Raw genomic sequence first — 21,784 nt, forward strand, 5'->3', positions numbered from 1 at the left:
CGAAGCCGGCCTCACCACCTCCGCAAAAGCGCCTCGGCGCCTTCGGCCAATTCATGGACGATGGCGGCCGCAGGCTGGATCCGCTTCACGCCGCCAACCGACTCGCCAGCCCAAAGCGGCAGAGCGGCAATGTGGCCGGTCACCATCCGATCCGCGACGGCCGTGGCGAAGCGCGCGATCGGCATGCGCGTGCCGTCGAGGCGCGAGCCCTCCGCAATGATCTCGGCGGGGGCCATCCTGGCGGCTTCGAGGCAGGAGCGGAGAACCCGGTGCGGAGCATCGGGCCAACCGCCCCGGAACGCGTCGGTATGGATGGTATCCCCGGCTTCCGCGGCGATCAGCGCGGCGACGTAGTCTGGATGCGCACCCGCTTCCTGGGCCGCGATAAAACGCGTCCCGACACGGACACCCTGGGCTCCAGCGGCAAGGGCCGCCGCCATGGCACGCGCGCTGCCGATGCCGCCAGCGGCCAGCACCGGCACGTCCACCGCGTCAAGGATCTCGGCGAGCAGCGGCAGCAGGCCGATCCGGCCGCGAACGTGGCCACCCGCCTCGACGCCCTGGGCCACGATCAGGTCACACCCGGCCTCGACGGCCGCCACAGCCTCGCTGCGCGACCCCACCTGCCAGCACGCCAGGGCACCACCCTTGTGGACGATCTCGACCAGCTTCGGATCAGGATCGCCGTAGAAGAAATCGACAACCCGTGCGGCCTCCGCAGCCACCCCGACGCAGGCGAGGTCGAGCGGCTGGCGGCCATGGCGTCCTTCCAGGTGCACCGGTGAGACAAGGAAGTTGACCCCAAAGGGCCGGGTCGTGAGCAAGCGTACGCGTTCCAGCAGCACCGCCAATGTCGCGGGTGTCAGGCCCGCGCGTGCCGTTCCGACCATGCCGAGCCCACCTGCTTCCGACACCGCCGCGGCCAGTTCGGGCGGCGACACGCCACCCATGCCAGCCTGCTGCAGAGGCACCGTGCAGCCGACAAGCTGTGTGAAGCGGGTGCTGATCATGGGCTGGCCCTCCCCTGTTGCTCGTCATCCTCCGGCAGCGGCTGACCCTTACCGCTCGCCGAGCCGCCGTCGCAGCGCGTAAAGCTGGTCGAGCAGCGACAGCACCAGCGGCAGCGCCTCCTCGTTCACCGCCAGATCCTCGCGCAGTTCGAGGATCAGCCGCACGCGCTCCACGTCGATGTCCTGGAAGCGCAGCTCACCGGCCTCGGAGTCGGCGCGGACGTATCCGGCGGCGACCCAGTCGCGCAGCTCCTCCGGCTGCAAACGCCCGAAGCGGGCGCAGACCAACTCCAGCGTCATCATGGCGCGGCCTCCATCCCCCGGCGCGGGTCCTCCTGGTGCTCCGGCTGCCAGTCGCGCAGGAAGGCCTCCAGCGCCGCGTCCGGCCTGCCCACCACAACGCTCAGCGTTAGCAGCAGATCGCCGGCGGGCTTGCCCGCATGCGCCGGGATGCCCTTGCCGCGCAGGCGGATCTGCCGGCCGGTGTCACTGGCTGGCGGCAGGGTGACACGCAGGGCGCCGCCGGGCGCCGGAACCGTCACCGCGCCACCCAGCACCGCCTCCCGCAGCGTCACCGGCAAATCCATGTGCAGGTCCCGGCCCTCGCGGCGGAGGAACGGGTGGTCCTCCACCTCCAGTTCGATCACGGCGTTGCCGGCGGGGCCGCCGTTGCGGCCAGGGCCACCCTGGCCGCGCAACCGCAGCGACTGGCCGGTGGTGACGCCGGGCGGGATGCGGACGCTGAGGCGGCGGCCATCGGGCAGCACCAGCTCCTCCGTCGCGCCCAGCACGGCGGACAGGAACGGCACGCGCAGCCGGTAGCTTTCGTCACGACCGGGTCGCGGTGCCGATTCGGCGGCCTGGCGGGCGGCGAACATGTCCGCGAACAGGTCCTCGAAGACACCGGCTTCCGTGAAGGGCTCGTAGCGGTTGCCCTGCGCGGCATCCGCGTGCCGGCGCCAGCCGCCGGCCGGCGCCGCCTCCTGGCCCTCGGCGTCGATCTCGCCTCGGTCGAAGCGCTCGCGGGTCTCCGGGTCCGACAGGATGGCATTGGCGGCGGAGGCTGCCTTGAAGCGCGCTTCGGCCTCCGGCTTGCCGGGGTTCAGGTCGGGGTGGTTCTGCCGCGCCAGCTTGCGGTAGGCGCGCTTGATCGCCTCCTGCGTCGCGTCCCGCGGCACACCCAGAACCTTGTACGGATCTTCGGCCATGGCGACCCTTTGTGATCTGACGCGGCGATGGTGGGACCAACCAGCCCTGCGCTGCAAAGCACCTTGTCGCGCAGGCCGTCCAGGGTTGTCCCGCCGGACGGGCGGGCGCTATGCAGCAAGGGGGTGCTGCATTTGAAGGGTTCGAGAGATCAGCGTGCCGGCCAGGGGCACAGCCGGACGCTTCGTCCGCTGCTGCTCGCGCTGCTTGCCGTCCTTGCGCTGCCCGCGCCAGCCCCGGCCCAGCCCACCGCGCGCGACCTGCGCGCCGCCGAACAGGCGGCGGAGGAGCGCCGCGCCGAAGCCGAGGCCGCCGCCACCCGCGCCCGCACCCTGGCGGAGGAGGAGGTGGCCCTGGCCGCCCGGCGCGTCGAGCTCGCCGCCCTGGCGCAGGCGGCGGAGGCCGAGGTGGCGGAGGTATCGGCACGTCTGGAAGCGGCGCAGGCCGACGGCGCGCGGGCGGCGCGGCAGATCGCCGACCGCGCCGCGGCATTGCGGCCGCTGCTGCCGGTGATGCTGCGGTTGTCGCTGTATCCGGCGGAGACGGTGCTGGCGATTCCCGGCGAGCCTGAGGATGCGCTGCGCGGCGCCCTGGTGCTGCGCGGCCTGATCCGCCGCATGGAGGAGGAAGCCGAGTCGCTGCGCCAGGCACAGAGGGAAGCGCAGCAGGCCGAATGGCTGGCGGCGCGCGAAGCCATGGCGCTGGCCGAGGCCGAGGCCCAGGCGCGGGAAGCCGTGGCCGGTCTCGAGGCGGAACTGGCCGTCGCCCGTACCCGCCGGGGCGAGGCCGAGGCGGCGGAGGAACGCGCCGCCACCCAGGCCGCCGCCGCCGCGGCACGAGCCGGCGACCTGGCCGATGTGCTGGCGCGCCTACAACGGGACCGGGAGCGGCGGGAGGCCCAGGCCCGCGCCAATGCCGCCGCCCGCGCCGCCGAACAGGCGCGCCAGGTGGCGGAGGCGGAGCGGGAACAGCGCCTGGCCGCCGCACGCCCGGCCCCGCGCCCTTCCGAGGCGCCGGAGCGCCCGCCGGCCGGACGCCCCGAAGCTGGAGGCCCGGCAGCGGCTCCCGTGCCATTCGGCGGCCGTGCGCTGCCGGTTGCCGGCCGCATCGTCACCAGCTGGGGCCAGGCCGCGCCCGGTGGGCCGCATCGCGGGCTGACCTATGCGACGGCCGGCGGCGCCCGCGTGGTCTCCCCCTGCAACGGGCGCGCGGTTTATGCTGCGCCTTTTCGATCCTTCGGCCTTCTGTTGATTGTGGATTGCGGAGGGGGCTACCATTTTGTGCTGGCAGGGATGGATCGGCTCGACGCGGCGGCCGGGCAGCGGCTACTGGCGGGTGAACCGATCGGCGTGCTGGGCGGCGCTGGCGGTTCGGGCGGTTCCCTCTATGTGGAGTTGCGGCGAAGCGGGCAGCCGGTGGATCCGCGGCCGTGGTTTGCGGCGCGAGGTTAACCTTCGGGTCATCTCCCGGGGGCATGTTGGTCAGGTCGGCGGCTCCAAGGCCGCGACCCAAGGATCGGGTGGTCGCATGAGCGACGTGTCTGGAAACAAGGATGGCCGGGACAACACCGGCAGGATGCCGAGTGCCGGCCAGGCTGTGCTGATGCAACCGGCGAAGCCTTCCCGCAGGCGGCGGCTTGGCGTCGCGGGTGCGGTCACGGCGGCCTTCCTGGCCGGTGCGGTGGTCGGCCCGATGGTCGCGGTGCCCGGCATGCAGGCCTGGGCGCAGGAAGGCGGCCGGGCCGAGACCTACCGGCTGCTGAACCTGTTCGGCGACGTGTTCGAGCGGATTCGTGCCGAATACGTGGTGCCGGTGACAGATCGCGACGTGATCGAGAGCGCCATCAACGGCATGCTCCAGGGACTCGACCCGCACTCCTCCTACATGAACCCGCGATCCTTCCGGGACATGCAGGTGCAGACGCGCGGCGAATTCGGCGGCCTCGGCATCGAGGTGACGCAGGAAGGCGGCTACGTGAAGGTGATCAGCCCGATCGACGACACGCCGGCCTCCCGCGCCGGGGTCAAGCCGGGCGATCTCATCACCCACCTGAACGGCCAGTCTACGCAGGGCCTGTCCTTGCAGGACGCGGTGGAACAGATGCGCGGCGAGCGCGGCAGTTCCATTCGCCTGACCATCCGGCGCGAGGGCGAGGCCCGGCCGGTGGAAATTTCCCTGACCCGCGACGTGATCCGCCCGCAGGTGGCCCGCTTCCGGCTGGAAGGGAACGACATCGCCTATATCCGGCTGTCCTCCTTCAACGAACGCACCGAATCGGCGCTGCGCAACGCCATGACCACCATGCGCAACCAGGCTGGCAGCAACCTGCGCGGCCTGGTTCTGGACCTGCGCAACAATCCGGGCGGCCTGCTCGACCAGGCGGTGCAGGTGACGGACGACTTCCTCGACCAGGGCGAGATCGTCTCCACCCGCGCCCGGCGGCCGGAAGATGCGCAGCGCTGGAATGCGCGCCCGGGCGACATCGCCCAGGGGCTGCCCATCGTGGTGCTGGTCAATTCCGGCTCCGCCAGCGCGTCCGAGATCGTTGCCGGCGCCCTGCAGGACCATCGCCGCGCCGTCGTCATGGGCGTGAAGTCGTTCGGCAAGGGCAGCGTGCAGACCGTCATGCCAATCCCTGGCAACGGCGCCATCCGCCTGACGACCGCGCGCTACTACACCCCCTCCGGCCGCTCGATCCAGGCGACCGGGATCGAGCCGGATATCGAGGTGCTGGCCACCAGGCCGGACCCGAACATCACGGCGCGTGAGCGTGATCGCGAATCCGACCTGCGGCGTTCGCTGCGCAACGACAATGACAGCAGCGTGGACCCGACCCCGCCGCCGCCCCTGCCGGCGCTGAACCTGCCGGCCGGCGTGGTGGACCGCGTGGTGCGCCAGCCCGCGGAGGGCGCGGCGGCCTTCGACCCGACCAAGCCGGAAACCGACCACCAGTTGCAGCAGGCGGTCCAGTTGCTGCGCAACATCGCCGCCGCCCCCGGCGCACCGCAGCGCCGTGCGCAACGCTGACCCTGGCAGTCTGCTGAGGGAGAAGACGCGTCGGGCCGCGCTGCGCCTGCCGTGAATCGAGGCCGCCGGGCCCTGGGGGCGTTTTGGGCGGTCGTGATGCTGGCCCTCGGTATGGGGGCCGGCACGCTGCAATGGCTGGGGCCACCACCCGATGCGGCCAGCGTCGCGGCGCCGGCGAGCCTGGCGGCCGCCGACCCGGCGCCGCCGGCACCCGTCGCGACCGTAGCTGCCGAACCGGTCGTCGAAGCTCCCATGGCAGCCGCCGCAGAGCCCATCGCCGCAACCGGAGCCCCGGTGCGGACCGAACCGCCAGCCGCACCGGCCCCGCCGCCACTGGTCACGCCGGTCGCCATGCCGCAACCGGGCGCTGCCGAGCCCCGCATCGCCGAGCCCGAGCCCGAAATGCTGGAGCGGACCCGCGCCGGGCTGGTGCCGAAGCTGGGGCCTGATGGCCGTACCTCCATCCGCCACTATGCCCGCCCCTTCGACCGCGACGCGGAACGCCGCCCGCGCATCGGCCTGATCATCGGCAATATGGGCCTGTTCGCCCAACACTCCGAGGAAGCCATTCGTAGGCTCCCGGGCGCCGTCACCCTGGCCTTCAGCCCCTACGCCCAGCGGCCGGAACCGCTGCTGGAACGCGCCCGGGCGCGGGGGATGGAGGTGCTGACGGCGCTGCCGCTGGAGCCTGCCGGCTTCGGCCAATTCGCCGACCCCGGCGACCGCGCCCTGCTGACCGGCTTGCCGGTGGAGGAAAACCTGGAACGCCTGGACTGGGCGCTGTCCCGCATGCAGGGCCAGGTCGGCGCCATCGGTGCTCTCGGCCGGCTGCGCGGGGAGCGCTTCGCCGCCAATGCCGAGCTGCTCGGCATCATCCAGGCGGCGCTGACCACGCGGGGCCTGCTGTACGTCGAACCGCGTCCCGGCGCCCCCACCCCGGCGCGCGCCTTCGGCCGCACGGTGGACCTGGTGCTGGACGAACCTTCCGAGACCCGCAGCGAGGTTGAGCGCCGCCTGACGGAGCTGGAGGCGCTGGCGCTGCGCAACGGCTCCGCCCTCGGCCTGCTCGGCAACCCGACTCCCTTCTTCACCGCCGCCATCCTGGCCTGGTCGGCGGGGCTCGAGGATCGCGGCGCGGTGCTGGCGCCGGTTACCGTGCTGCTGCGGCGGCCCGGCACGCAGGCGGCGCGTTGAGGGGCGCCGCTTCACCGGCTACAAGGCGCGCATGAGCCTTCCCTACCGCACCAATGTCGGCGCCGTCCTGTTCAACCGCGACGGCCGCGTGCTGGTGGCCCGCCGCGCCGACATGCCCAACGCGGAAGGCCGCGCCGGCGGCTGGCAATTGCCGCAGGGCGGCGTCGATGCAGGCGAGGATCTGCGCCTCGCCGTGCTGCGCGAACTGGCCGAGGAGATCGGCACCGACCGCGCCGAGATCATCGCCGAGCACCCGGAGTGGCTGAGCTACGACTTTCCGCCCGAGCTGCAATCCATGCGGATGGCGCAGAAATACCGCGGCCAGCGGCAACGCTGGTTCGCACTGCGTTTTCGGGGCGAGGATTCCGACATCCGGCTCGATGCCGACCCGCACCCGGAATTCGATGCCTGGCGCTGGACCGACATCGGCGAGTTGCCGGACCTCGCCGTGTCCTTCAAGCGCGACATCTACGCCGAACTGGTACGCGAATTTTCCCGGTTTGCCGGCTGAAGCGTCAGCCGACGCCTTGTCCCAGAAAGGCGCGGGCCAAAGCGCGCCACATCTGCTTGCGGTTCAGCTCCCAGTCATAGGGCAGGCCGCGATGCACGTCGCCGGGATCCAGCGCCACCGCCTGTTCCCGGTGCAGCCAGGACCAGCGGTCGCTGATGCCCCAGGTCAGCAGGGTGCGCGCCCCACCTTCGAAGGCGGCGGAGGCGAAGGCGTGGGTGCGTAAGGCCACGGCGGCATCGCGCGCGACGAAATCGCCGACCGGCGGCCGCACCTCCCGCACGTCCAGTTCCGTGATCAGCACCTGCAGGTCCAGCGCGCGGATGTCGCGGACAAATCGCGCGAAGACGGCCGGGTTGAACGCCTCCCGCATCTGCAGATGTGCCTGGATGCCGACGGCGTCGAGCGGCACGTTGCGGTCGCGCAGGCTGCGCAGCAGGCGCAGAAGCCGGCGCCGCTTTTCCTCGGCCGAGGGGCTGTCCGCCTCCACGCCGTAGTCATTCAGGGTCAGGCGCAGCGTCGCATCGCGCTGCCTTGCCGCGCGCAACGCCATCGGGATGTAGTCGGGGCCGAGTGCCCGCAGCCACGGCGTGCTGCGCAGGTCGCCGCTGTTGCCTGCCGGTTCCGGCACGTCGGAGCCCGGCGGGTTGGCGACGGGCTCGTTCACCACGTCCCAGTCGCGGATACGGGCGCGGGTGTGTGTCAGGACGCGGTCGAAATGCGCCTCCATCACCCCCTGGGCGCGGGCGCGGCTCTCGGCGAGGACGGGCGGCACCCAGGCGGGCAGTGAGTTGTGCCAGACCAACGCATGGCCGCGCAGTGGCTTGCGGAAATGCTCCGCCCAACTCAGCAGCGCATCGAGCTTGGTGAAGTCGAAGCGGCCGGCCTCCGGTTGCAGGCTCTCGAACTTCGCCTCGTATTCCGGCACCAGGATGCCGGCCTCCTGCGCCACCAGGGCCGCGAACTGCGGCTCCTCCGCGATCAGTTGCGCGGTGACGGCGCAGCCATAGGTGAAGCCGCGCGACTGCGCGATTTCGGCCAGCGGCCGGTCGGGCGCACTGGCGGGCGTGAAGGATTGGGCCCGGGCAGCGCGAGGAGCCGTGAAGGGCACAAGGACCAGGGGGGCGAGCGCCCGGCGGGACAGCGGCAAGGTCAGGCGGCCATCGCCGGCGTGGTGGCGCCCGTGGTTGGGGCCGGCTTGGCCAGCAGCGCCTGGTAGCGGCCACGGCGCCAGGCCATCAGCCGCCAGGCACCTTTCGCGGCGAGCAGGGACATCCGCCCGCGCGGTTGCAGTCCGACCGACTTGAACACCATGCCCATGCCCCGTTCGATGTGGCGGAAGCGGTAATAGGCCATGGCGCGGCCCATGTACCCCGCAATGCAACGATCATGGCTGTAGGGGGTATCGATCGCCTCGTTGCCGCAGTGGAAGGCGAAGGCGAGTTCATCATCCTCCGACTCGCCGATCCGGCCGGCGGCGACCCGCAACCGTTGCAGGAAGGACAGCTTCTCCCGGCCCAGGTAGCGCTTCATGTGGTCGTAGAACAGCTTGAAATGGCGGTATTCATCCGCCGCGATCAGCTTGCAGACCTCCTTGAGCACAGGCTCATCGGTCGCCTCGCCGAGCGCGGTGTAGTAGCTGCTGGTACCGGTCTCGACCATGCAGCGGGCGATGAGTTCGCCGGTGCGGGAGCCGCGGATGGAGGCATCGGCCTTGATGTCGATCTTGTAGCCGGCGCGGTAGCGGGCGAAGGCCTGTTCGAAATCCCAGGTCGGGTCCGCCAGCATCGCCCATTTGCCAAGGGCGTCGCCATGCTGGACCTCCTCCTCCGCCCAATGCGCGGCGGCCTGGTGGAAATCCGGATCGTCGTGGAAGACGGATTGCAGGTACAGGGCGTAGTCGTCGCCGTTGCGCTCGACCATCGCGGCGGCCTTCACCAGCGGCACGATCTCGGGATCGAGCCGGGCCGGGTCGAACTGGTCCCAGCCGATCTGCTCGATACGCCAGTGCTTCATGCCACCAATCGCCCCCGGTTCAGACCGCCGCTAATGTCTTGCGGCGGGGAGGCAGTTTCAAGCGCCCCGCTTGGCTTACGCCGCTTCGGCTGCCTGGGCCATGGCACGGGCGGACAGCAGGCGCGCCATGGTGGCGTCGCGCTTCTCAGGCGTGTCCATGGCGGCGGCGGTGTAGGCCGCCTCGGCCTCCCGCAGCCTGATCTCGGCCGCGGCCTTGGAAAGCTGCGCGACCGGCACGGCGTCATCGGCCAGCACGGTGCAGCGCTCCGGCGTCACTTCGGCGAAGCCACCGCCGACGAACAGCCGTTCCGTCACTTGGCCGCCCTCTGTCACGGCGATGATGCCGCCGCGCAGGGTGACGATCATCGGCGCATGGCCGGGCAGCACGCCCATCTCGCCTTCCGCGGCCGGCAGCACGGCCATTTCCACGGCGCGGCTCAGCAGCAGCTTCTCGGGGGAGACGAGTTCGAACTGGAAGGTGGCCATGATGCGATCCCCATCAAATCCAACGAAGGCGGCCCGCTGGAGGCGGGCCGAGGCCGCAACAGCGGCCCGCCGCTTATGCGGCGAGCCAAGCGGCCGGAGGCCGCGCCCGGCGCCTGAGGGCGAGAAAAGCGATCGAAGAGGCTGCTACGCAGCAGCCTTCAACGTTTCACCCTTCTTCACGGCGTCCTCGATCGTGCCGACCATGTAGAACGCCGCTTCCGGCAGGTGGTCATACTCGCCGGCGCAGATCGCGGCGAAGGAGCGCACCGTGTCCTCGAGCTTCACGAACACGCCCGGCGAGCCGGTGAAGACTTCCGCGACGTGGAACGGCTGGCTGAGGAAACGCTGCAGCTTGCGGGCGCGCGCGACGACGAGCTTGTCCTCCTCGGACAGCTCATCCATGCCGAGGATGGCGATGATGTCCTGCAGCGACTTGTAGGTCTGCAGGATGCGCTGCACCTCGCGCGCCGTGCGGTAATGCTCCTCGCCCACCACGCGGGGGTCGAGCGCGCGGCTGGTGCTGTCCAGCGGGTCGACCGCCGGGAAGATGCCGAGTTCGGCGATGGAGCGGTTCAGCGTCGTGGTCGCGTCCAGGTGGGCGAAGGAGGTCGCCGGCGCCGGGTCGGTGAGGTCGTCCGCCGGGACGTAGATGGCCTGCACCGAGGTGATGGAGCCCTTCTTCGTCGAGGTGATGCGTTCCTGCAGCGCGCCCATGTCGGTCGCCAGCGTCGGCTGGTAGCCCACCGCGGAAGGAATGCGGCCCAGCAGCGCGGAGACTTCGGCGCCGGCCTGCGTGAAGCGGAAGATGTTGTCGATGAAGAACAACACGTCCTGGCCCTGCTCGTCGCGGAAGTATTCCGCCATCGACAGGCCGGACAGCGCCACGCGCGCGCGGGCGCCCGGCGGCTCGTTCATCTGGCCATAGACCAGCGCCACCTTGGAGCCCTCGGTGGAGCCGTTCTCGCCGAGCTTGATGACGCCCGCATCCACCATCTCGTGGTACAGGTCGTTGCCCTCGCGGGTGCGCTCGCCGACGCCGGCGAAGACGGACACGCCGCCATGGCCCTTGGCGATGTTGTTGATCAGTTCCTGGATGGTCACGGTCTTGCCGACGCCGGCGCCGCCGAACAGGCCGATCTTGCCGCCCTTGATGTAGGGGGCCAGCAGGTCGATCACCTTGATGCCCGTCACCAGGATCTCCGCCGAGGTCGCCTGGTCCTCGAAGGACGGCGCCGCGCGGTGGATGGTGTAGGACTTGCTGTGGCCGACCGGGCCACGCTCGTCGATCGGCTCGCCGATGACGTTCAGGATGCGGCCCAGCGTCTCATTGCCCACCGGCACGGAGATGCCGGCGCCGGTGTCGACCACTTCGGTGCCACGCACCAGGCCGTCCGTGGTGTCCATGGCGATGGTGCGCACGGTGCGCTCGCCCAGGTGCTGCGCGACCTCGAGGACCAGGGTGCGGTCCTCGATCTTCAGCGTCAGGGCGTTCAGGATGGCGGGCAGTTCGGCCGGGAACTGCACGTCCACGACGGCGCCCAGAACCTGGGACACCTTGCCGACATTGTTCTTCATCTGTGCGATTCCCTGCTCAAACAGCTTCAGCACCGGAGATGATCTCGATCAGCTCCCGGGTGATGTTGGCCTGTCGCGTACGGTTGTAGTTGAGCGTGAGCTTGTTGATCATCTCGCCCGCGTTGCGCGTGGCGTTGTCCATCGCCGTCATCTGGCTGCCGAAGAAGCCAGCCGCGTTTTCCAGCATCGCGCGATAGATCTGGATGGCGAGGTTCTGCGGCAGCAGCGTCGCGAGGATTTCCTCCTCGTTCGGCTCGTACTCATACAGCGGCTGCGCACCGGTCGGCGCCGCATCGGACTCGACCGCCGGCAGCAGCGCCGGGATCAGCTGCTGGCCGGTCGGCACCTGGCTGATGACGCTGCGGAAGCGGTTGTAGACCAGCGTGCAGACGTCGAATTCGCCGGCTTCCTGCATCGCGGTGATGCGCAGCGCGATCTCCTGCGCATCGGCAAAGTCGACGCGCTTCTTGCCGGCCATGGAAATCTCGCCGGTGATCCGGCTGGCGTATTCACGCTTGAGATAGGCCGCGCCCTTGCGCCCCACCGCCAGCACCTTCACCGTCTTGCCGGCCGCCTCCAGTTCGCGGATGCGACCGCGTGCGAAGCGCCCGACATTGGTGTTGAAGGCGCCAGCCAGGCCGCGATCGCCGGTTACCACCACCAGCAGATGCACCTGGTCGGACCCGCTGCCCACCAGCATCTTCGGCGCATCCGGGCTGCCGGCGACGGAGGCGCCGAGCGAGGCCAGCATGCGCTCCATGCGTTCCGCATAGGGGCGCGCCGCCTCGGCCTGCGACTGCGCACGGCGCAGCTTTGCCGCCGCGACCATCTTCATGGCCTGCGTGATCTTGCGCGTGCTCTTCACCGAGGTGATGCGCGCGCGAAGGGCCTTGAGGCTCGCCATGTCGCGCTATCTCAGCCGAAGGACTTGGCGAAGCTGTCGAGGAAGGCGATCAGCTTGGCCTCGGTCTCCTTCTTGATCTCGCGATCGCTGCGGATCGAGGTCAGGATCTCCGGCGACTGCGACTTCAGGCCGGACAGCATCTGCCGCTCGAAGTCACCGACCTTGTTCACCGGGATCTTGTCCAGGTAGCCGCGGGTTCCGGCGAAGATCGCGGCCACCTGCTCCTCGACCGGAACCGGCTTGTACTGCGGCTGCTTCAGCAATTCCGTCAGGCGTGCACCGCGGGCCAGCAGGGCCTGCGTCGTCGCATCGAGATCCGAGGCGAACTGCGCGAAGGCCGCCATTTCGCGGTACTGCGCCAGGTCCAGCTTGATCTTGCCGGCCACCTGCTTCATCGCCTTGATCTGCGCCGAGGAGCCGACGCGGGAGACGCTGAGGCCGACGTTCACGGCCGGACGGATGCCCTTGAAGAACAACTCCGTCTCCAGGAAGATCTGCCCGTCCGTGATCGAGATCACGTTGGTCGGGATGTAGGCGGAGACGTCGCCGGCCTGCGTCTCGATGACCGGCAGCGCGGTCAGCGAACCGGCGCCGAAATCGTCGTTCATCTTCGCCGCACGCTCCAGCAGGCGGCTATGCAGGTAGAACACGTCGCCCGGATAGGCCTCGCGGCCCGGCGGGCGGCGCAGCAGCAGCGACATCTGGCGGTAGGCGACGGCCTGCTTCGACAGGTCGTCGTAGAAGATGACCGCGTGCATCGCGTTGTCGCGGAAGTATTCCCCCAACGTGCAGCCGGTGTAGGGGGCAAGAAACTGCATCGGCGCCGGGTCGGAGGCGGTCGCGGCGACGATGATGGAGTATTCCATCGCGCCGTTCTCTTCCAGCGTCTTCACCAACTGGGCGACGGTGGAGCGCTTCTGGCCGACCGCGACGTAGATGCAGTACAGCTTCTTGGACTCATCGCCGCCAGCGGCCTCGTTGGCCACCTTCTGGTTGATGATGGTGTCCAGGATGACGGCGGTCTTGCCGGTCTGGCGGTCGCCGATGATCAGTTCGCGCTGGCCGCGGCCGATCGGGATCAGGGCGTCGATCGCCTTGATGCCGGTCTGCATCGGCTCATGCACGGACTTGCGCGGGATGATGCCGGGGGCCTTCACCTCGACGCGCATGCGCTTCTCGATGGCGATCGGGCCCTTGCCGTCGATCGGGTTGCCCAGCGCATCGACGACGCGGCCGAGGAAACCCTTGCCGACGCCGACGTCCACGATCTCGCCGGTGCGGGAGACGGTGTCGCCTTCCTTCACGCCCTTGTCGTCGCCGAAGATGACGACGCCGACATTGTCGGTCTCGAGGTTCAGCGCCATGCCCTTGATGCCGGCGCCGGGGAACTCGACGAGCTCACCCGCCATGACGTTCTGCAGGCCGAAGACGCGGGCAATGCCGTCGCCCACGGTCAGCACGGTGCCGACCTCGGCGACATTGGCTTCAGCGTCGAAGCCGGAGATCTGAGCCTTCAGGATCTCCGAGATTTCGGCAGGACGGATATCCATCAGGCGGCCCCCTTCATGGCGTACTGCAGGCGCTGCAGCTTGGACTTGAGAGAATTGTCGTACAGGCGCGAGCCGATGCGGACCACGAGACCACCCAGCAGGGTCGGGTCCACGGTTTCCTTGAGCTGCACGCCGGAATACCCGGCCTCCGTCAGCCGCGCGACGATCTGCGAGCGCTGCGTGTCGGTGAGGCCATGGGCGGTGGAGACGGTGGCGATCTGCTGGCCGCGACGGGTCGCGAGCAGCGCGCCGAAGCTGGCGGCGACTTCCGGCAACTGCGCCAAGCGGCGGTTCACGATCATCACGCCGAGCAGGTTGCGGACTTCCGTGCCGATCCCGGCGCGGTCCAGCACCGCGAAGATGGCGCGCTTCTGTTCCGCGCTGTCGAGCCGCGGGTCGGCCACGAAGGACCGGAAGCCGGCATCGCCTTCCCAGAGCTTGAACAGGTTGTCGAGGTCCGTCGCGATGCGGTCCGCGGCGCCGGGTTCCTTGGCGCGCAGGTCGTCGACGATACCGAGCAGCGCGAGCGCATAGCGCTCCGACAACCCGGTGGGGTTCGGGGTCCTGGCAGTGCCAGATGCGACGTCTGTCGTTGCGGAGGCCAAGGGGATCCCGGTCCTGTCTCTGGTCGGAGCGTAAACCTACGGCGCGCGGGTCCGGGGGACAGGTGTGACCGTCCCCTTTATGCGGCGGCGGCGCCTTAGCATGCGCATTGCGGTGCGGCAACTCATCTCGTGCCGTTCGGGTCGTTCCCAGGCGCCGTCCGGCGGGCCAGGATCGGCCGATGGCGCAGCGTTTCGACGGATGGCGGGTGGTGGCGGGGGCCTTCGTGCTCGCCGTCTTCGCCTGGGGAATCGGGTTCTACGGGCCGGGAATCTACATCGCGACGCTGGCGGAAGGCCGCGGCTGGTCAGTCGGCCTGCTGTCCGTCGCGGTAACATGGCATTTTCTCGTGGCGGCCGCGATGGTGGCGCAACTGCCGGAGTTGCACCGGCGCTGGGGCTTGGCCGCGGTGACACGGGCGGGGGCGGTGGCCTCGGCGGCGGGGCTGCTGGGATGGGGATTCGGTAACCTGCCCTGGCTGGTCTTCGGGGCGGCGACGCTGACCGGCATGGGCTGGGCGCTGACCAGCGGGGCGGCGATCAACGCCATGATCTCCCCCTGGTTCGACCGGCGACGGCCGGCGGCGCTGGCCATGGCGTACAACGGCGCCAGCGTCGGCGGCATCCTGATGACGCCGCTCTGGGCCTGGCTGATCGCAGGCTGGGGGTTCGGCGCGGCCACCGCCATCATCGCGGCCGCGCTGCTCGGCGCCGCCTGGCCGCTGGCAGGGCTGGTGCTGGGGCGCGGGCCGGCGGAGTCTGGGCAATACGCCGATGGCGATGCCGCCCCGCCGCCCGCCCCGCCGCCCGCCCGGCCGGCCGCGCCGGCCCGCAGCCGTGGCGAACTGGCGCGGGACCGGGTGTTCCGCGGCCTGTCGCTGGCCTTCGCCATCGGGCTGTTCGCGCAGATGGGGCTGGTGACGCATCTGGTGTCCCTGCTGGTGCCGGCACTCGGCGTGCGCGGGGCGGGGCTGGCCATGGCCCTGGTCACGGTCTTCGCCGTCATCGGCCGCACCGTGACGGGCTGGGTACTGCCCGGCGGGCAGCGCCGGCGTTGGGCCGCGTCGGCCACCTTCGCGGTGCAGATGGCCGGCAGCCTGGTGCTGCTGGTGGCCGACGCATCGGTGCCGCTGCTGCTGCTCGGCTGCGCGCTGTTCGGCCTTGGCGTCGGCAACCTGCTGTCGCTGCCGCCGCTGATCGCCCAGGCGGAATTCCCGGCCGCCGACGTCGGCCGCGTGGTGGCGCTGATGCAGGCGATCAACCAGGCCTTCTACGCCTTCGCCCCGGCCGGCTTCGGGCTGCTGCGCGAGGTGGTCTCGGCCGAGGCGGCGCTGTGGGTGACGCTGGCGCTGCAGGGCATGGCGGCGGTGCTGGTGCTCAGGCGCTAGGGCCCGCCCCTACGCCTGCTTGCGCTCGATCAGCCCTCGCCGGATCTTCCGCCCGCGCTGGATGCGGTCCTCGATGAAGCCCGCCTCGCCCCAGCGCACGGCGCGGCCCAGCGCGTGCGCGTCCTCCGTGAAGCGCGCCAGCATCTCCAGCAGCGCCTCCCGGTTGTTCAGGAAGACGTCGCGCCACATCGTCGGGTCGCTCGATGCGATGCGGGTGAAGTCGCGGAAGCCGGAGGCGGCGAATTTCAGCACTTGCTCCTTCGTCTCCTCCGCCAGGTCGTCGGCGGTGGAGCAGATGGTGAAGGCCAGCAGATGCGGCAGGTGGCTGACGATGGCGACGACCTTGTCATGCGTCGCCGCATCCATCGTCTCGATCATGCTGCCGGCGCGGCGCCACATCTCCCGCACCTTCTCCACCGCCTCCGGGTCGGTGCCGGGGCGCGGGGTCAGGATGACGTAGCGGCCCTGGAACAGCTCCGGGAAGCCGGCATCGGGGCCGGAGTGTTCCGTGCCGGCCATCGGATGCCCCGGCACCAGGTGCACGCCGCGCGGCAGCAGCGGGCCGATATCCCGCAGCACGCTCATCTTGGTGGAGCCGACATCGGTGAGGATGGCGCCGGGTTTCAGATGCGGCGCGACCTGCGCCATCACCGCCGCATTGGCGCCGACCGGCACGCAGAACACCACGCAGTCGGCGCCCTCGACAGCCTTTGTCGCGTCCGGTTCCACCACATCGGCAATGCCGAGTTCGCGGACCCGGTCCAGCGTCGCCGGCGTCTTGGCATGCGCCACCACCGTCCGCGCGATGTCACCGCGTTCACGCGCCACCCGCGCCAGGGATGAGCCGATCAGCCCGACGCCGAGCAGGCACAGCCGCTCGAAAAGAGGCTCAGCCATTCCGGGTGAATTCGGTCAGCGCCTCAATGACGGCCTGGCATTCCTCGGCGGTGCCGATGGTGATGCGCAGGCAGGGCGCCAGGCCGTAGGAGCCCATCGCCCGCACGATCAGCCCGCGCGACCGCAGATGCGCATCGGCCGCCTTGGCGCGCGCCGCATCCCCGAAATCGACCAGCAGGAAATTCCCCTCGCTCGGCCAGACCTTGAGCCCCGCCGCTTCCAGCGCCGCCGCCACCTTGCCACGCCATTCGGTGTTGTGCGCGACCGAGGTCTCGACCCAGCCCGGCTCGGCCAGCGCCGCGATGCCAGCCACCATGGCCGCGCCGCTGACGTTGAACGGCCCGCGCACGCGGCCCAGCACATCCACCACCGCGGCCGGCGCGTAGCACCAGCCGAGCCGCATCCCGCCGAGCCCGAAGATCTTGGAGAAGGTGCGCGTCATCACCGTGTTGTCGCCGGCATCGACCAGCGCCTGGCCCGGGTCGTAATCCGGCCGCGTGACGTATTCGGCATAGGCGCTGTCCAGCACCAGCAGCACGTCGCCCGGCAGGCCGCGCCGCAGCCGCACCAGTTCGGATTGCGGCAGGATGCTGCCCGTGGGGTTGTTCGGGTTGGCCAGGAACAGCAGCTTCGTCCGCGGGCCGACAGCGGCCAGCAGCCCGTCCACATCCGCCACCAGATCACGCTCCGGCACCTTGATGACGCGGCAGCCGGCCCAGCGGCCGGCCAGATCGTACATCAGGAAGCCATGCGCGGACATGACGATCTCCGTCCCCTCCCCGCCATAGGCCAGGATGAGCATGGTGAGGATCTCATCCGATCCGTTGCCGCAGACGATGCGGGCCGGGTCCAGGCCGAAGCGCGCGCCGATCGCCTCGCGCAGCGCGGTTGCGCCGCCATCGGGGTAGCGATGCGCCTCGCGCGCCGCGCTGGCGATGGCGGCGATGGCGGCGGGCGGCGGGCCGAAGGCGCCCTCGTTGGAGGACAGCTTGATGATGCGGTTCACCCCCGGCACCTTCGACTCGCCGCCGACATAGGGCTCCACCGAGAGGATGGAAGGGCGCGGCATGACGGTCATCGGGGCGTGTCCGGAAGCGAAGGTTAAGCCCGTTGCATAGACGCGCCGGGGGGCGACGCCAAGGCAGAAGGCGGCGCCAAGGCGGGCCGCACACGCGCCAGTTGCCGCGCGGCGGCGCCGGCCCTATTCGTGGCGCGGAAATCCCGTCCGGCACCCATGACCCAGGCCATCGCCCCCGCCCCGCAGATCGACCACCAGCGCGCGGTCTTCGCCGAGGGCCTGGCACTCGATTCCGGCGCGGTGCTGGCGCCGCTGGCCGTCGCCTATCGCACCTATGGCAAGCTGAACGCCCAGCGCAGCAACGCCGTGCTGGTCTGCCATGCCCTGACCGGCGACCAGTACGTGGCGGAGCCGCACCCGATTACCGGCAAGCCCGGCTGGTGGGAGGCCGTGGTCGGGCCGGGGCGGCCGGTGGACACCGACCGCTTCTTCGTAATCTGCGCCAATGTCCTCGGCGGCTGCATGGGCTCCTCCGGCCCCGCCGAGCCCATGCCGGGCACGGGGCGGCCCTACGGCACCGATTTCCCCTCCATCACCATCCGCGACATGGTCCGCGCACAGAAGCTGCTGGTCGACCGGTTCGGCATCGGGCGGCTGCTGGCGGTGGTCGGTGGCTCGATGGGTGGGATGCAGGTGCTGGAATGGGCAGCGACCTTCCCTGAGATGGTGGTGGCGGCGGCCCCCATCGCCTGCGCGGCCTACCATTCCGCGCAGAACATCGCCTTCCACGAGGTCGGCCGCGCCGCCATCCATGGCGACCCGGACTGGGTCGGCGGCCGCTACTGGGAGGATGGGCGCATCCCGGCCAAGGGCCTGTCGGTGGCCCGCATGGTGGCCCACATCACCTACCTGTCCGAGGCGGCGCTGGGCCGGAAGTTCGGCCGCCGTCTGCGCGGTGCCTCCGCACTCACCTTCCTCGAGGATGTGTTCGAGGTGGAAAGCTATCTGCGCCACCAGGGCAGCACCTTCGTCACCCGCTTCGACGCCAACAGCTACCTGACCATCACCCGCGCCATGGACTATTTCGACATGGCGACGGAGCATGGCGGCGACCTGGCCGCCGCCTTCCGCGGCACCGCAACGCGCTTCCTGGTCGCGTCCTTCAGCAGCGACTGGCTGTTCCCGACCGAGGAATCCCGCGCCCTGGTGCGCGCGCTGAACGCCGCGGCGGCCAATACCTCCTTCGTCGAGATCGCCACCGACAAGGGCCACGACGCCTTCCTGCTGGACGAGCCGGTGTTCCACCGGGCGCTGGGCGGCTTCCTGCGCGGGGCGGCGGAGCGCGTCGAGGTCTGACCGCGCGCCGACGCCTTCAGGCGCGGCTTTCGGCGGCCCCGATCGGCGGCGGGTTCACGGCATCACGCGGCGCGGTCCGCGCGCCGAGCAGCAGGTCGAACAGGCCGGTCAAGTGCCGGGTGCCCAGCGCGTGGACGCCAACCAGCAGCGCGGTCGCCAGGACCGGCGTCGCCACCCAGAACAGCGGATAGGGGATCGGCTCGCCGAGGCGTTGATAGGCTTCCCAGGCCACTACCAGCAGCACGCTGTGGGTCAGGAACAGGAAGAAGCTGTGCCGGCTCATCCGCGCCAGCCAGCCGCCCGGCCGCGTACCCACCAGCAGCGAGGCCGCGGGCCAGACCAGCAGCGGGGCGGCCATGCCCAGCCAAGCGGTGTTCGGCTCACGCGTCTCGACCACGAAGGCGCAGGCGGCGACGAACAGCGCCAGGCAGGGCCATGCAAACCGGTCCCATGCCTGCAGGTTCCAGCGGTGCAACGCCGCCAGGCCGCCGAGGTAGAAGGTCACCAGCATTTCCGTCCGCAGCACCAGTTCCTTGTCCAGGTTCTCCAGCGCCACGACCAGGACCAGCGCCAGGCCGAGCCATGGCGCGCGCCGCAGCAACCAGCCGAGCAGGGGCGCCAGCAGCGCCAGGACGAACAGGTCCCGAAGAAAGTTCAGGGGGTAGTTCACGGGCGGCGCGGTCAGCCCGAGCGCCGCGTCCAGCATCGTCGGCCAGTCGAACGGGACGAGCTGGGTGGAGATCGACATCCCGGCCTGGGCCTGCAGCAGCACGACCATCGCCACCAGCGGCAGGTTGAAGGCCAGGAAGGGAACCAGCAGGGTGCGCACCTTCTTCTGGACCAGCTTCCCGTAATGCAGGTCGAGCCCGGACCGGAACAGCAGGTAGCCGGACACCACCGTCAGCACCGGGACGGAACAGCGGAATACCGCGTGCTGGAAGAAGGCCTTGATCCAGGCGAAGGAACCCGGCTCCAGTTCCGCAATCGGAACGTATGGGGGTACGTGCAGGAGGACCACGCCGAAGATCAGGACGAAGCGCAGGATGGAGATGCGCTGGCCGGTCGGGTTCTCAATCAATATCGGGCTCCAGCCGCTGATGTCCTGGTCGCGACTCGCGGTGGCGGCGGCTGTGCCATGACTGGGGCCGCATGTCGCTTGAACAGCGCGCGAGCGCCCGCCGGCCCGGCTTGAGCCTTTGGTCCTGCCGCTTTCCGCGCCAGAATGCTGGGGGGCCTGCCTGCAACCGCGGCGGCAGCGGCGAACTCGCGAGGATCAGGTCCTGGCACACCGCTTGCTGCCGAATCCTTCGCCGGCGGCCCGCGTATCCCCGCGGTCCCGGTCTCGAAAGGGTCTCGCCGCATGAGCCTGTCCCGCCGCCAACTCAGCCTCGCCGCCGGCGCCTCGCTCCTCGCCACCCCGGGCATCGGCCACGGGCAGGCTGCCCTGCCACGGGTAAAATACCAGGTGGACTGGGCGTTCCAGGGGCCCAACGCCTTCATGCTGTACGGCCGCCAGCGCAACTTCTTCCGCGACGCCGGCATCGACATCCAGATCGACCGCGGCTTCGGCTCCGGCCGCGTCCCGATCGACGTCGCCGGCGGCGCCTATGAGGTCGCGCAGGCCGACATCAACCCGGTGATCAAGTTCATCGCCGAAAATCCCAATGCCGGCCTGGTTGTCGTCGGCGTGTTCGGCGACCGCAGCCTGCTATGCGCCACCGTGCGCGCCGATGGCCCGATCCGCACGCCGAAGGATTTCGAAGGCCGGACCCTGGCCGCGCCGGACAGCGACGCCGGCCGCCAGATCTTTCCCGCCTTCGCCCGCGCCGCAGGCTTCGACGCCTCCAAGGTCAACTGGCTGACGGTGCGCCCTGAGCTGCGGGAGCCGATGCTGGTGCAGGGAAGGGCGGAAGGGATCACCGGCGCTGCTACCAGCACCGGCATGTCGCTGAAGGCGCTGGGCATGGACTGGCCCCAGCAGCGCATCCTTTGGTATCGCGATTTCGGCTTGCCACTGTATGGCACCTGCTGGCTGACCACGCGGGACTATGCGCGGCGCAATCCGGAGTTGGTGCGCGCCGTGGTGCGCGGCGGCATCCGGTCCCTGCAGGCCGCCTATGCCGACCCGGCCGCCTGCATCGCCGGGCTGAAGGCGGCGGAGCCGCTGACCGACGTGGCGATCGAGGCCGAGCGGCAGGAGGTGTCCTTCCGGGAGCAGATCGCCTCGCCCCATGTCACCGCCAACGGACTGTCCTCCGTCGTGCCGTCCCGCTTCCAGCTCGGCCTCGCGGCGGTGGAGGAAGCCTATGGCATGACGCCGAAGCTGAAGCCGGAGGATGTCTATACAGACGCCTTCCTGCCGCCCACGGCGGAACGTCGCCTGCCAGCCTGAAGGCGGGACGCCCGCCTGCCAGCTTTAAGGCGGCCCGGCTTCAGCTCCCCTTGGCGGGGGGCGCCTTCTTGGTCGGCTCGCGAGTGAAGGCGGAGGCCGGGGCGGCTTCCGGCTTCTTCGCCGCCTTCGGTTTCTTGGCTTCGCGGTTGGAGCGGAGCTGGCCCTTGGCCATGGCGGTCGTCCTATTCTCGGGTGTCGGCGGATTCAGGCAGGCCGGGCGGCCTCGGCGGCATCGTCGATGTCGTCCGACCATATGTTCAAAAGGCCCGACGCAGCATCGGATCGGGCGCGGTGCTTGTCCAGCGCGATCGCCTCGATCCGCGGGCGTACCGTCTCGAAGCACTTCATCAGGTCGGCCGGCTTGAAGCGGCGCATCTCGCTGATGTCCTGCAGCGCGTTCATGGAAATCGCGCAGGGCACCAGCCGGTCCTCGTCCAGCACCTCGAAAAGGACGCGGCGGCCATCCCAGCGGGGTGCGGGGATCTCGACGCGGGAAGCAGGCCGGCCGGGCTGAGGGTCGCTCATCGCATGTCACTCCTGGGCCGGGCGCCACCACGGCGGCACCGCCGTCGTCTACCGGCGCCGCTTCGGCTGCTCAACAGCCTCCGCATATGGCGACGCGCCCCCGGATTGACATGCCCAGGCCTGACAAAAG

General features: G+C 70.2%; 22 protein-coding genes. 7 read left to right on the plus strand and 15 right to left on the minus strand.

What is annotated here, in order from left to right; all coding sequences use genetic code 11:
• Positions 1 to 11 precede the first annotated feature (11 nt).
• From ACLF3G_RS25300 to ACLF3G_RS25310, 3 genes are read right to left on the minus strand one after another with little or no spacing between them, the layout of a single operon-like run.
• The gene (locus tag ACLF3G_RS25300; protein WP_430672175.1) at positions 12 to 1,010 is read right to left on the minus strand and encodes an NAD(P)H-dependent flavin oxidoreductase; all 999 of its coding nucleotides are present in this window, start codon (positions 1,008 to 1,010) and stop codon (positions 12 to 14) included.
• A gap of 48 nt (positions 1,011 to 1,058) precedes the next feature.
• Positions 1,059 to 1,313: a chaperone modulator CbpM gene (locus tag ACLF3G_RS25305; protein ID WP_430672176.1), complete on the minus strand. Its 255-nt coding sequence runs from the start codon at positions 1,311 to 1,313 to the stop codon at positions 1,059 to 1,061.
• Positions 1,310 to 2,218, minus strand: a complete 909-nt coding sequence (locus tag ACLF3G_RS25310) for a DnaJ C-terminal domain-containing protein (protein WP_430672177.1) — start codon at positions 2,216 to 2,218, stop codon at positions 1,310 to 1,312. Before ACLF3G_RS25310 ends, ACLF3G_RS25305 begins: the two co-directional genes overlap by 4 nt.
• A 132-nt stretch (positions 2,219 to 2,350) precedes the next feature.
• Between ACLF3G_RS25310 and ACLF3G_RS25315 the strand changes: the two genes are divergently transcribed.
• The 4 genes from ACLF3G_RS25315 to ACLF3G_RS25330 all read left to right on the plus strand — a co-directional run bounded on the left by ACLF3G_RS25315 (position 2,351) and on the right by ACLF3G_RS25330 (position 6,948).
• Positions 2,351 to 3,667 (plus strand): murein hydrolase activator EnvC family protein, encoded by a 1,317-nt coding sequence (locus ACLF3G_RS25315; RefSeq protein WP_430672178.1) that lies wholly within the window; start codon positions 2,351 to 2,353, stop codon positions 3,665 to 3,667.
• A gap of 76 nt (positions 3,668 to 3,743) precedes the next feature.
• Positions 3,744 to 5,243, plus strand: coding sequence for a S41 family peptidase (locus tag ACLF3G_RS25320; protein ID WP_430672179.1), 1,500 nt, complete (start codon positions 3,744 to 3,746; stop codon positions 5,241 to 5,243).
• A gap of 96 nt (positions 5,244 to 5,339) precedes the next feature.
• Positions 5,340 to 6,437, plus strand: coding sequence for a divergent polysaccharide deacetylase family protein (locus ACLF3G_RS25325; RefSeq protein ID WP_430672180.1), 1,098 nt, complete (start codon positions 5,340 to 5,342; stop codon positions 6,435 to 6,437).
• A 31-nt stretch (positions 6,438 to 6,468) separates the two neighbouring features.
• The gene (locus tag ACLF3G_RS25330) at positions 6,469 to 6,948 is read left to right on the plus strand and encodes an RNA pyrophosphohydrolase (RefSeq protein ID WP_430672181.1); all 480 of its coding nucleotides are present in this window, start codon (positions 6,469 to 6,471) and stop codon (positions 6,946 to 6,948) included.
• A gap of 4 nt (positions 6,949 to 6,952) precedes the next feature.
• Here ACLF3G_RS25330 and ACLF3G_RS25335 read toward each other — a convergent pair whose 3' ends face one another.
• From ACLF3G_RS25335 to atpH, 7 genes are all read right to left on the minus strand, one after another.
• A complete protein-coding gene (locus ACLF3G_RS25335) occupies positions 6,953 to 8,095 on the minus strand; it encodes an endo-1,4-beta-xylanase (RefSeq protein ID WP_430672182.1) in 1,143 nt (380 codons plus the stop codon).
• Positions 8,096 to 8,097: 2 nt separating this feature from the next.
• A complete protein-coding gene (locus tag ACLF3G_RS25340) occupies positions 8,098 to 8,961 on the minus strand; it encodes a ferritin-like domain-containing protein (protein ID WP_430672183.1) in 864 nt (287 codons plus the stop codon).
• A 75-nt stretch (positions 8,962 to 9,036) separates the two neighbouring features.
• Entirely contained in the window at positions 9,037 to 9,447 is a 411-nt protein-coding gene (atpC, locus tag ACLF3G_RS25345) for an ATP synthase F1 subunit epsilon (protein WP_430672184.1), read from the minus strand.
• A 144-nt stretch (positions 9,448 to 9,591) separates the two neighbouring features.
• Positions 9,592 to 11,022: a F0F1 ATP synthase subunit beta gene (gene atpD, locus ACLF3G_RS25350; protein WP_430672185.1), complete on the minus strand. Its 1,431-nt coding sequence runs from the start codon at positions 11,020 to 11,022 to the stop codon at positions 9,592 to 9,594.
• Between the two features lie 16 nt (positions 11,023 to 11,038).
• Entirely contained in the window at positions 11,039 to 11,926 is an 888-nt protein-coding gene (locus tag ACLF3G_RS25355; RefSeq protein WP_430672186.1) for a F0F1 ATP synthase subunit gamma, read from the minus strand.
• 11 nt (positions 11,927 to 11,937) lie between these two features.
• Positions 11,938 to 13,476, minus strand: a complete 1,539-nt coding sequence (gene atpA, locus ACLF3G_RS25360) for a F0F1 ATP synthase subunit alpha (RefSeq protein WP_430672187.1) — start codon at positions 13,474 to 13,476, stop codon at positions 11,938 to 11,940.
• The gene (gene atpH, locus ACLF3G_RS25365; protein ID WP_430672188.1) at positions 13,476 to 14,021 is read right to left on the minus strand and encodes an ATP synthase F1 subunit delta; all 546 of its coding nucleotides are present in this window, start codon (positions 14,019 to 14,021) and stop codon (positions 13,476 to 13,478) included. The genes atpA and atpH overlap by 1 nt, the downstream gene beginning before the upstream one ends.
• Positions 14,022 to 14,260: 239 nt before the next feature.
• Here atpH and ACLF3G_RS25370 point away from each other — a divergent pair, with 239 nt between their 5' ends.
• Positions 14,261 to 15,466: an MFS transporter gene (locus ACLF3G_RS25370; RefSeq protein ID WP_430672189.1), complete on the plus strand. Its 1,206-nt coding sequence runs from the start codon at positions 14,261 to 14,263 to the stop codon at positions 15,464 to 15,466.
• Positions 15,467 to 15,475: 9 nt separating this feature from the next.
• Here ACLF3G_RS25370 and ACLF3G_RS25375 read toward each other — a convergent pair whose 3' ends face one another.
• Positions 15,476 to 16,363, minus strand: coding sequence for a prephenate/arogenate dehydrogenase family protein (locus ACLF3G_RS25375; RefSeq protein ID WP_430672190.1), 888 nt, complete (start codon positions 16,361 to 16,363; stop codon positions 15,476 to 15,478).
• The gene (gene hisC, locus ACLF3G_RS25380; protein WP_430672191.1) at positions 16,356 to 17,441 is read right to left on the minus strand and encodes a histidinol-phosphate transaminase; all 1,086 of its coding nucleotides are present in this window, start codon (positions 17,439 to 17,441) and stop codon (positions 16,356 to 16,358) included. The genes ACLF3G_RS25375 and hisC overlap by 8 nt, the downstream gene beginning before the upstream one ends.
• A gap of 156 nt (positions 17,442 to 17,597) precedes the next feature.
• On the opposite strand from hisC, the gene metX reads away from it, so the two are divergent.
• A complete protein-coding gene (gene metX / locus ACLF3G_RS25385) occupies positions 17,598 to 18,737 on the plus strand; it encodes a homoserine O-acetyltransferase MetX (protein ID WP_430672192.1) in 1,140 nt (379 codons plus the stop codon).
• Positions 18,738 to 18,753: 16 nt separating this feature from the next.
• Here the strand turns inward: metX and ACLF3G_RS25390 are convergent, their stop codons facing one another.
• Positions 18,754 to 19,815 carry an acyltransferase family protein gene (locus tag ACLF3G_RS25390; RefSeq protein ID WP_430672193.1) on the minus strand — a complete coding sequence of 354 codons (1,062 nt, stop codon included), beginning with the start codon at positions 19,813 to 19,815 and terminating at the stop codon, positions 18,754 to 18,756.
• Between the two features lie 282 nt (positions 19,816 to 20,097).
• Between ACLF3G_RS25390 and ACLF3G_RS25395 the strand changes: the two genes are divergently transcribed.
• The gene (locus tag ACLF3G_RS25395) at positions 20,098 to 21,129 is read left to right on the plus strand and encodes an ABC transporter substrate-binding protein (RefSeq protein ID WP_430672194.1); all 1,032 of its coding nucleotides are present in this window, start codon (positions 20,098 to 20,100) and stop codon (positions 21,127 to 21,129) included.
• A gap of 40 nt (positions 21,130 to 21,169) precedes the next feature.
• On the opposite strand, the gene ACLF3G_RS25400 is transcribed toward ACLF3G_RS25395, so the two are convergent.
• Both ACLF3G_RS25400 and ACLF3G_RS25405 read right to left on the minus strand, forming a co-directional pair.
• A complete protein-coding gene (locus ACLF3G_RS25400; protein WP_430672195.1) occupies positions 21,170 to 21,301 on the minus strand; it encodes a hypothetical protein in 132 nt (43 codons plus the stop codon).
• A gap of 32 nt (positions 21,302 to 21,333) precedes the next feature.
• Positions 21,334 to 21,654, minus strand: coding sequence for a DUF1488 family protein (locus ACLF3G_RS25405; RefSeq protein ID WP_430672196.1), 321 nt, complete (start codon positions 21,652 to 21,654; stop codon positions 21,334 to 21,336).
• Between the last annotated feature and the right edge of the window lie 130 nt (positions 21,655 to 21,784).

Origin of the sequence: Falsiroseomonas sp. HC035 (genome assembly GCF_050563525.1) — a bacterium.
Lineage (GTDB): Bacteria > Pseudomonadota > Alphaproteobacteria > Acetobacterales > Acetobacteraceae > Falsiroseomonas.

What these genes read in the sequence shown, in the direction of transcription:
- ACLF3G_RS25370 (WP_430672189.1), top strand. Translation starts at nt 14,261, where the DNA reads ATGGCGCAGCGTTTCGACGGATGGCGGGTGGTGGCGGGGGCCTTCGTG.
- ACLF3G_RS25330 (WP_430672181.1), top strand. Translation starts at nt 6,469, where the DNA reads ATGAGCCTTCCCTACCGCACCAATGTCGGCGCCGTCCTGTTCAACCGC.
- ACLF3G_RS25340 (WP_430672183.1), bottom strand. Translation starts at nt 8,961, where the DNA reads ATGAAGCACTGGCGTATCGAGCAGATCGGCTGGGACCAGTTCGACCCG.
- metX (WP_430672192.1), top strand. Translation starts at nt 17,598, where the DNA reads ATGACCCAGGCCATCGCCCCCGCCCCGCAGATCGACCACCAGCGCGCG.
- ACLF3G_RS25320 (WP_430672179.1), top strand. Translation starts at nt 3,744, where the DNA reads ATGAGCGACGTGTCTGGAAACAAGGATGGCCGGGACAACACCGGCAGG.
- ACLF3G_RS25375 (WP_430672190.1), bottom strand. Translation starts at nt 16,363, where the DNA reads ATGGCTGAGCCTCTTTTCGAGCGGCTGTGCCTGCTCGGCGTCGGGCTG.
- atpD (WP_430672185.1), bottom strand. Translation starts at nt 11,022, where the DNA reads ATGAAGAACAATGTCGGCAAGGTGTCCCAGGTTCTGGGCGCCGTCGTG.
- atpC (WP_430672184.1), bottom strand. Translation starts at nt 9,447, where the DNA reads ATGGCCACCTTCCAGTTCGAACTCGTCTCCCCCGAGAAGCTGCTGCTG.
- atpA (WP_430672187.1), bottom strand. Translation starts at nt 13,476, where the DNA reads ATGGATATCCGTCCTGCCGAAATCTCGGAGATCCTGAAGGCTCAGATC.
- ACLF3G_RS25400 (WP_430672195.1), bottom strand. Translation starts at nt 21,301, where the DNA reads ATGGCCAAGGGCCAGCTCCGCTCCAACCGCGAAGCCAAGAAACCGAAG.
- ACLF3G_RS25310 (WP_430672177.1), bottom strand. Translation starts at nt 2,218, where the DNA reads ATGGCCGAAGATCCGTACAAGGTTCTGGGTGTGCCGCGGGACGCGACG.
- hisC (WP_430672191.1), bottom strand. Translation starts at nt 17,441, where the DNA reads ATGACCGTCATGCCGCGCCCTTCCATCCTCTCGGTGGAGCCCTATGTC.
- ACLF3G_RS25405 (WP_430672196.1), bottom strand. Translation starts at nt 21,654, where the DNA reads ATGAGCGACCCTCAGCCCGGCCGGCCTGCTTCCCGCGTCGAGATCCCC.
- ACLF3G_RS25395 (WP_430672194.1), top strand. Translation starts at nt 20,098, where the DNA reads ATGAGCCTGTCCCGCCGCCAACTCAGCCTCGCCGCCGGCGCCTCGCTC.
- ACLF3G_RS25325 (WP_430672180.1), top strand. Translation starts at nt 5,340, where the DNA reads ATGCTGGCCCTCGGTATGGGGGCCGGCACGCTGCAATGGCTGGGGCCA.
- ACLF3G_RS25305 (WP_430672176.1), bottom strand. Translation starts at nt 1,313, where the DNA reads ATGATGACGCTGGAGTTGGTCTGCGCCCGCTTCGGGCGTTTGCAGCCG.
- ACLF3G_RS25300 (WP_430672175.1), bottom strand. Translation starts at nt 1,010, where the DNA reads ATGATCAGCACCCGCTTCACACAGCTTGTCGGCTGCACGGTGCCTCTG.
- ACLF3G_RS25355 (WP_430672186.1), bottom strand. Translation starts at nt 11,926, where the DNA reads ATGGCGAGCCTCAAGGCCCTTCGCGCGCGCATCACCTCGGTGAAGAGC.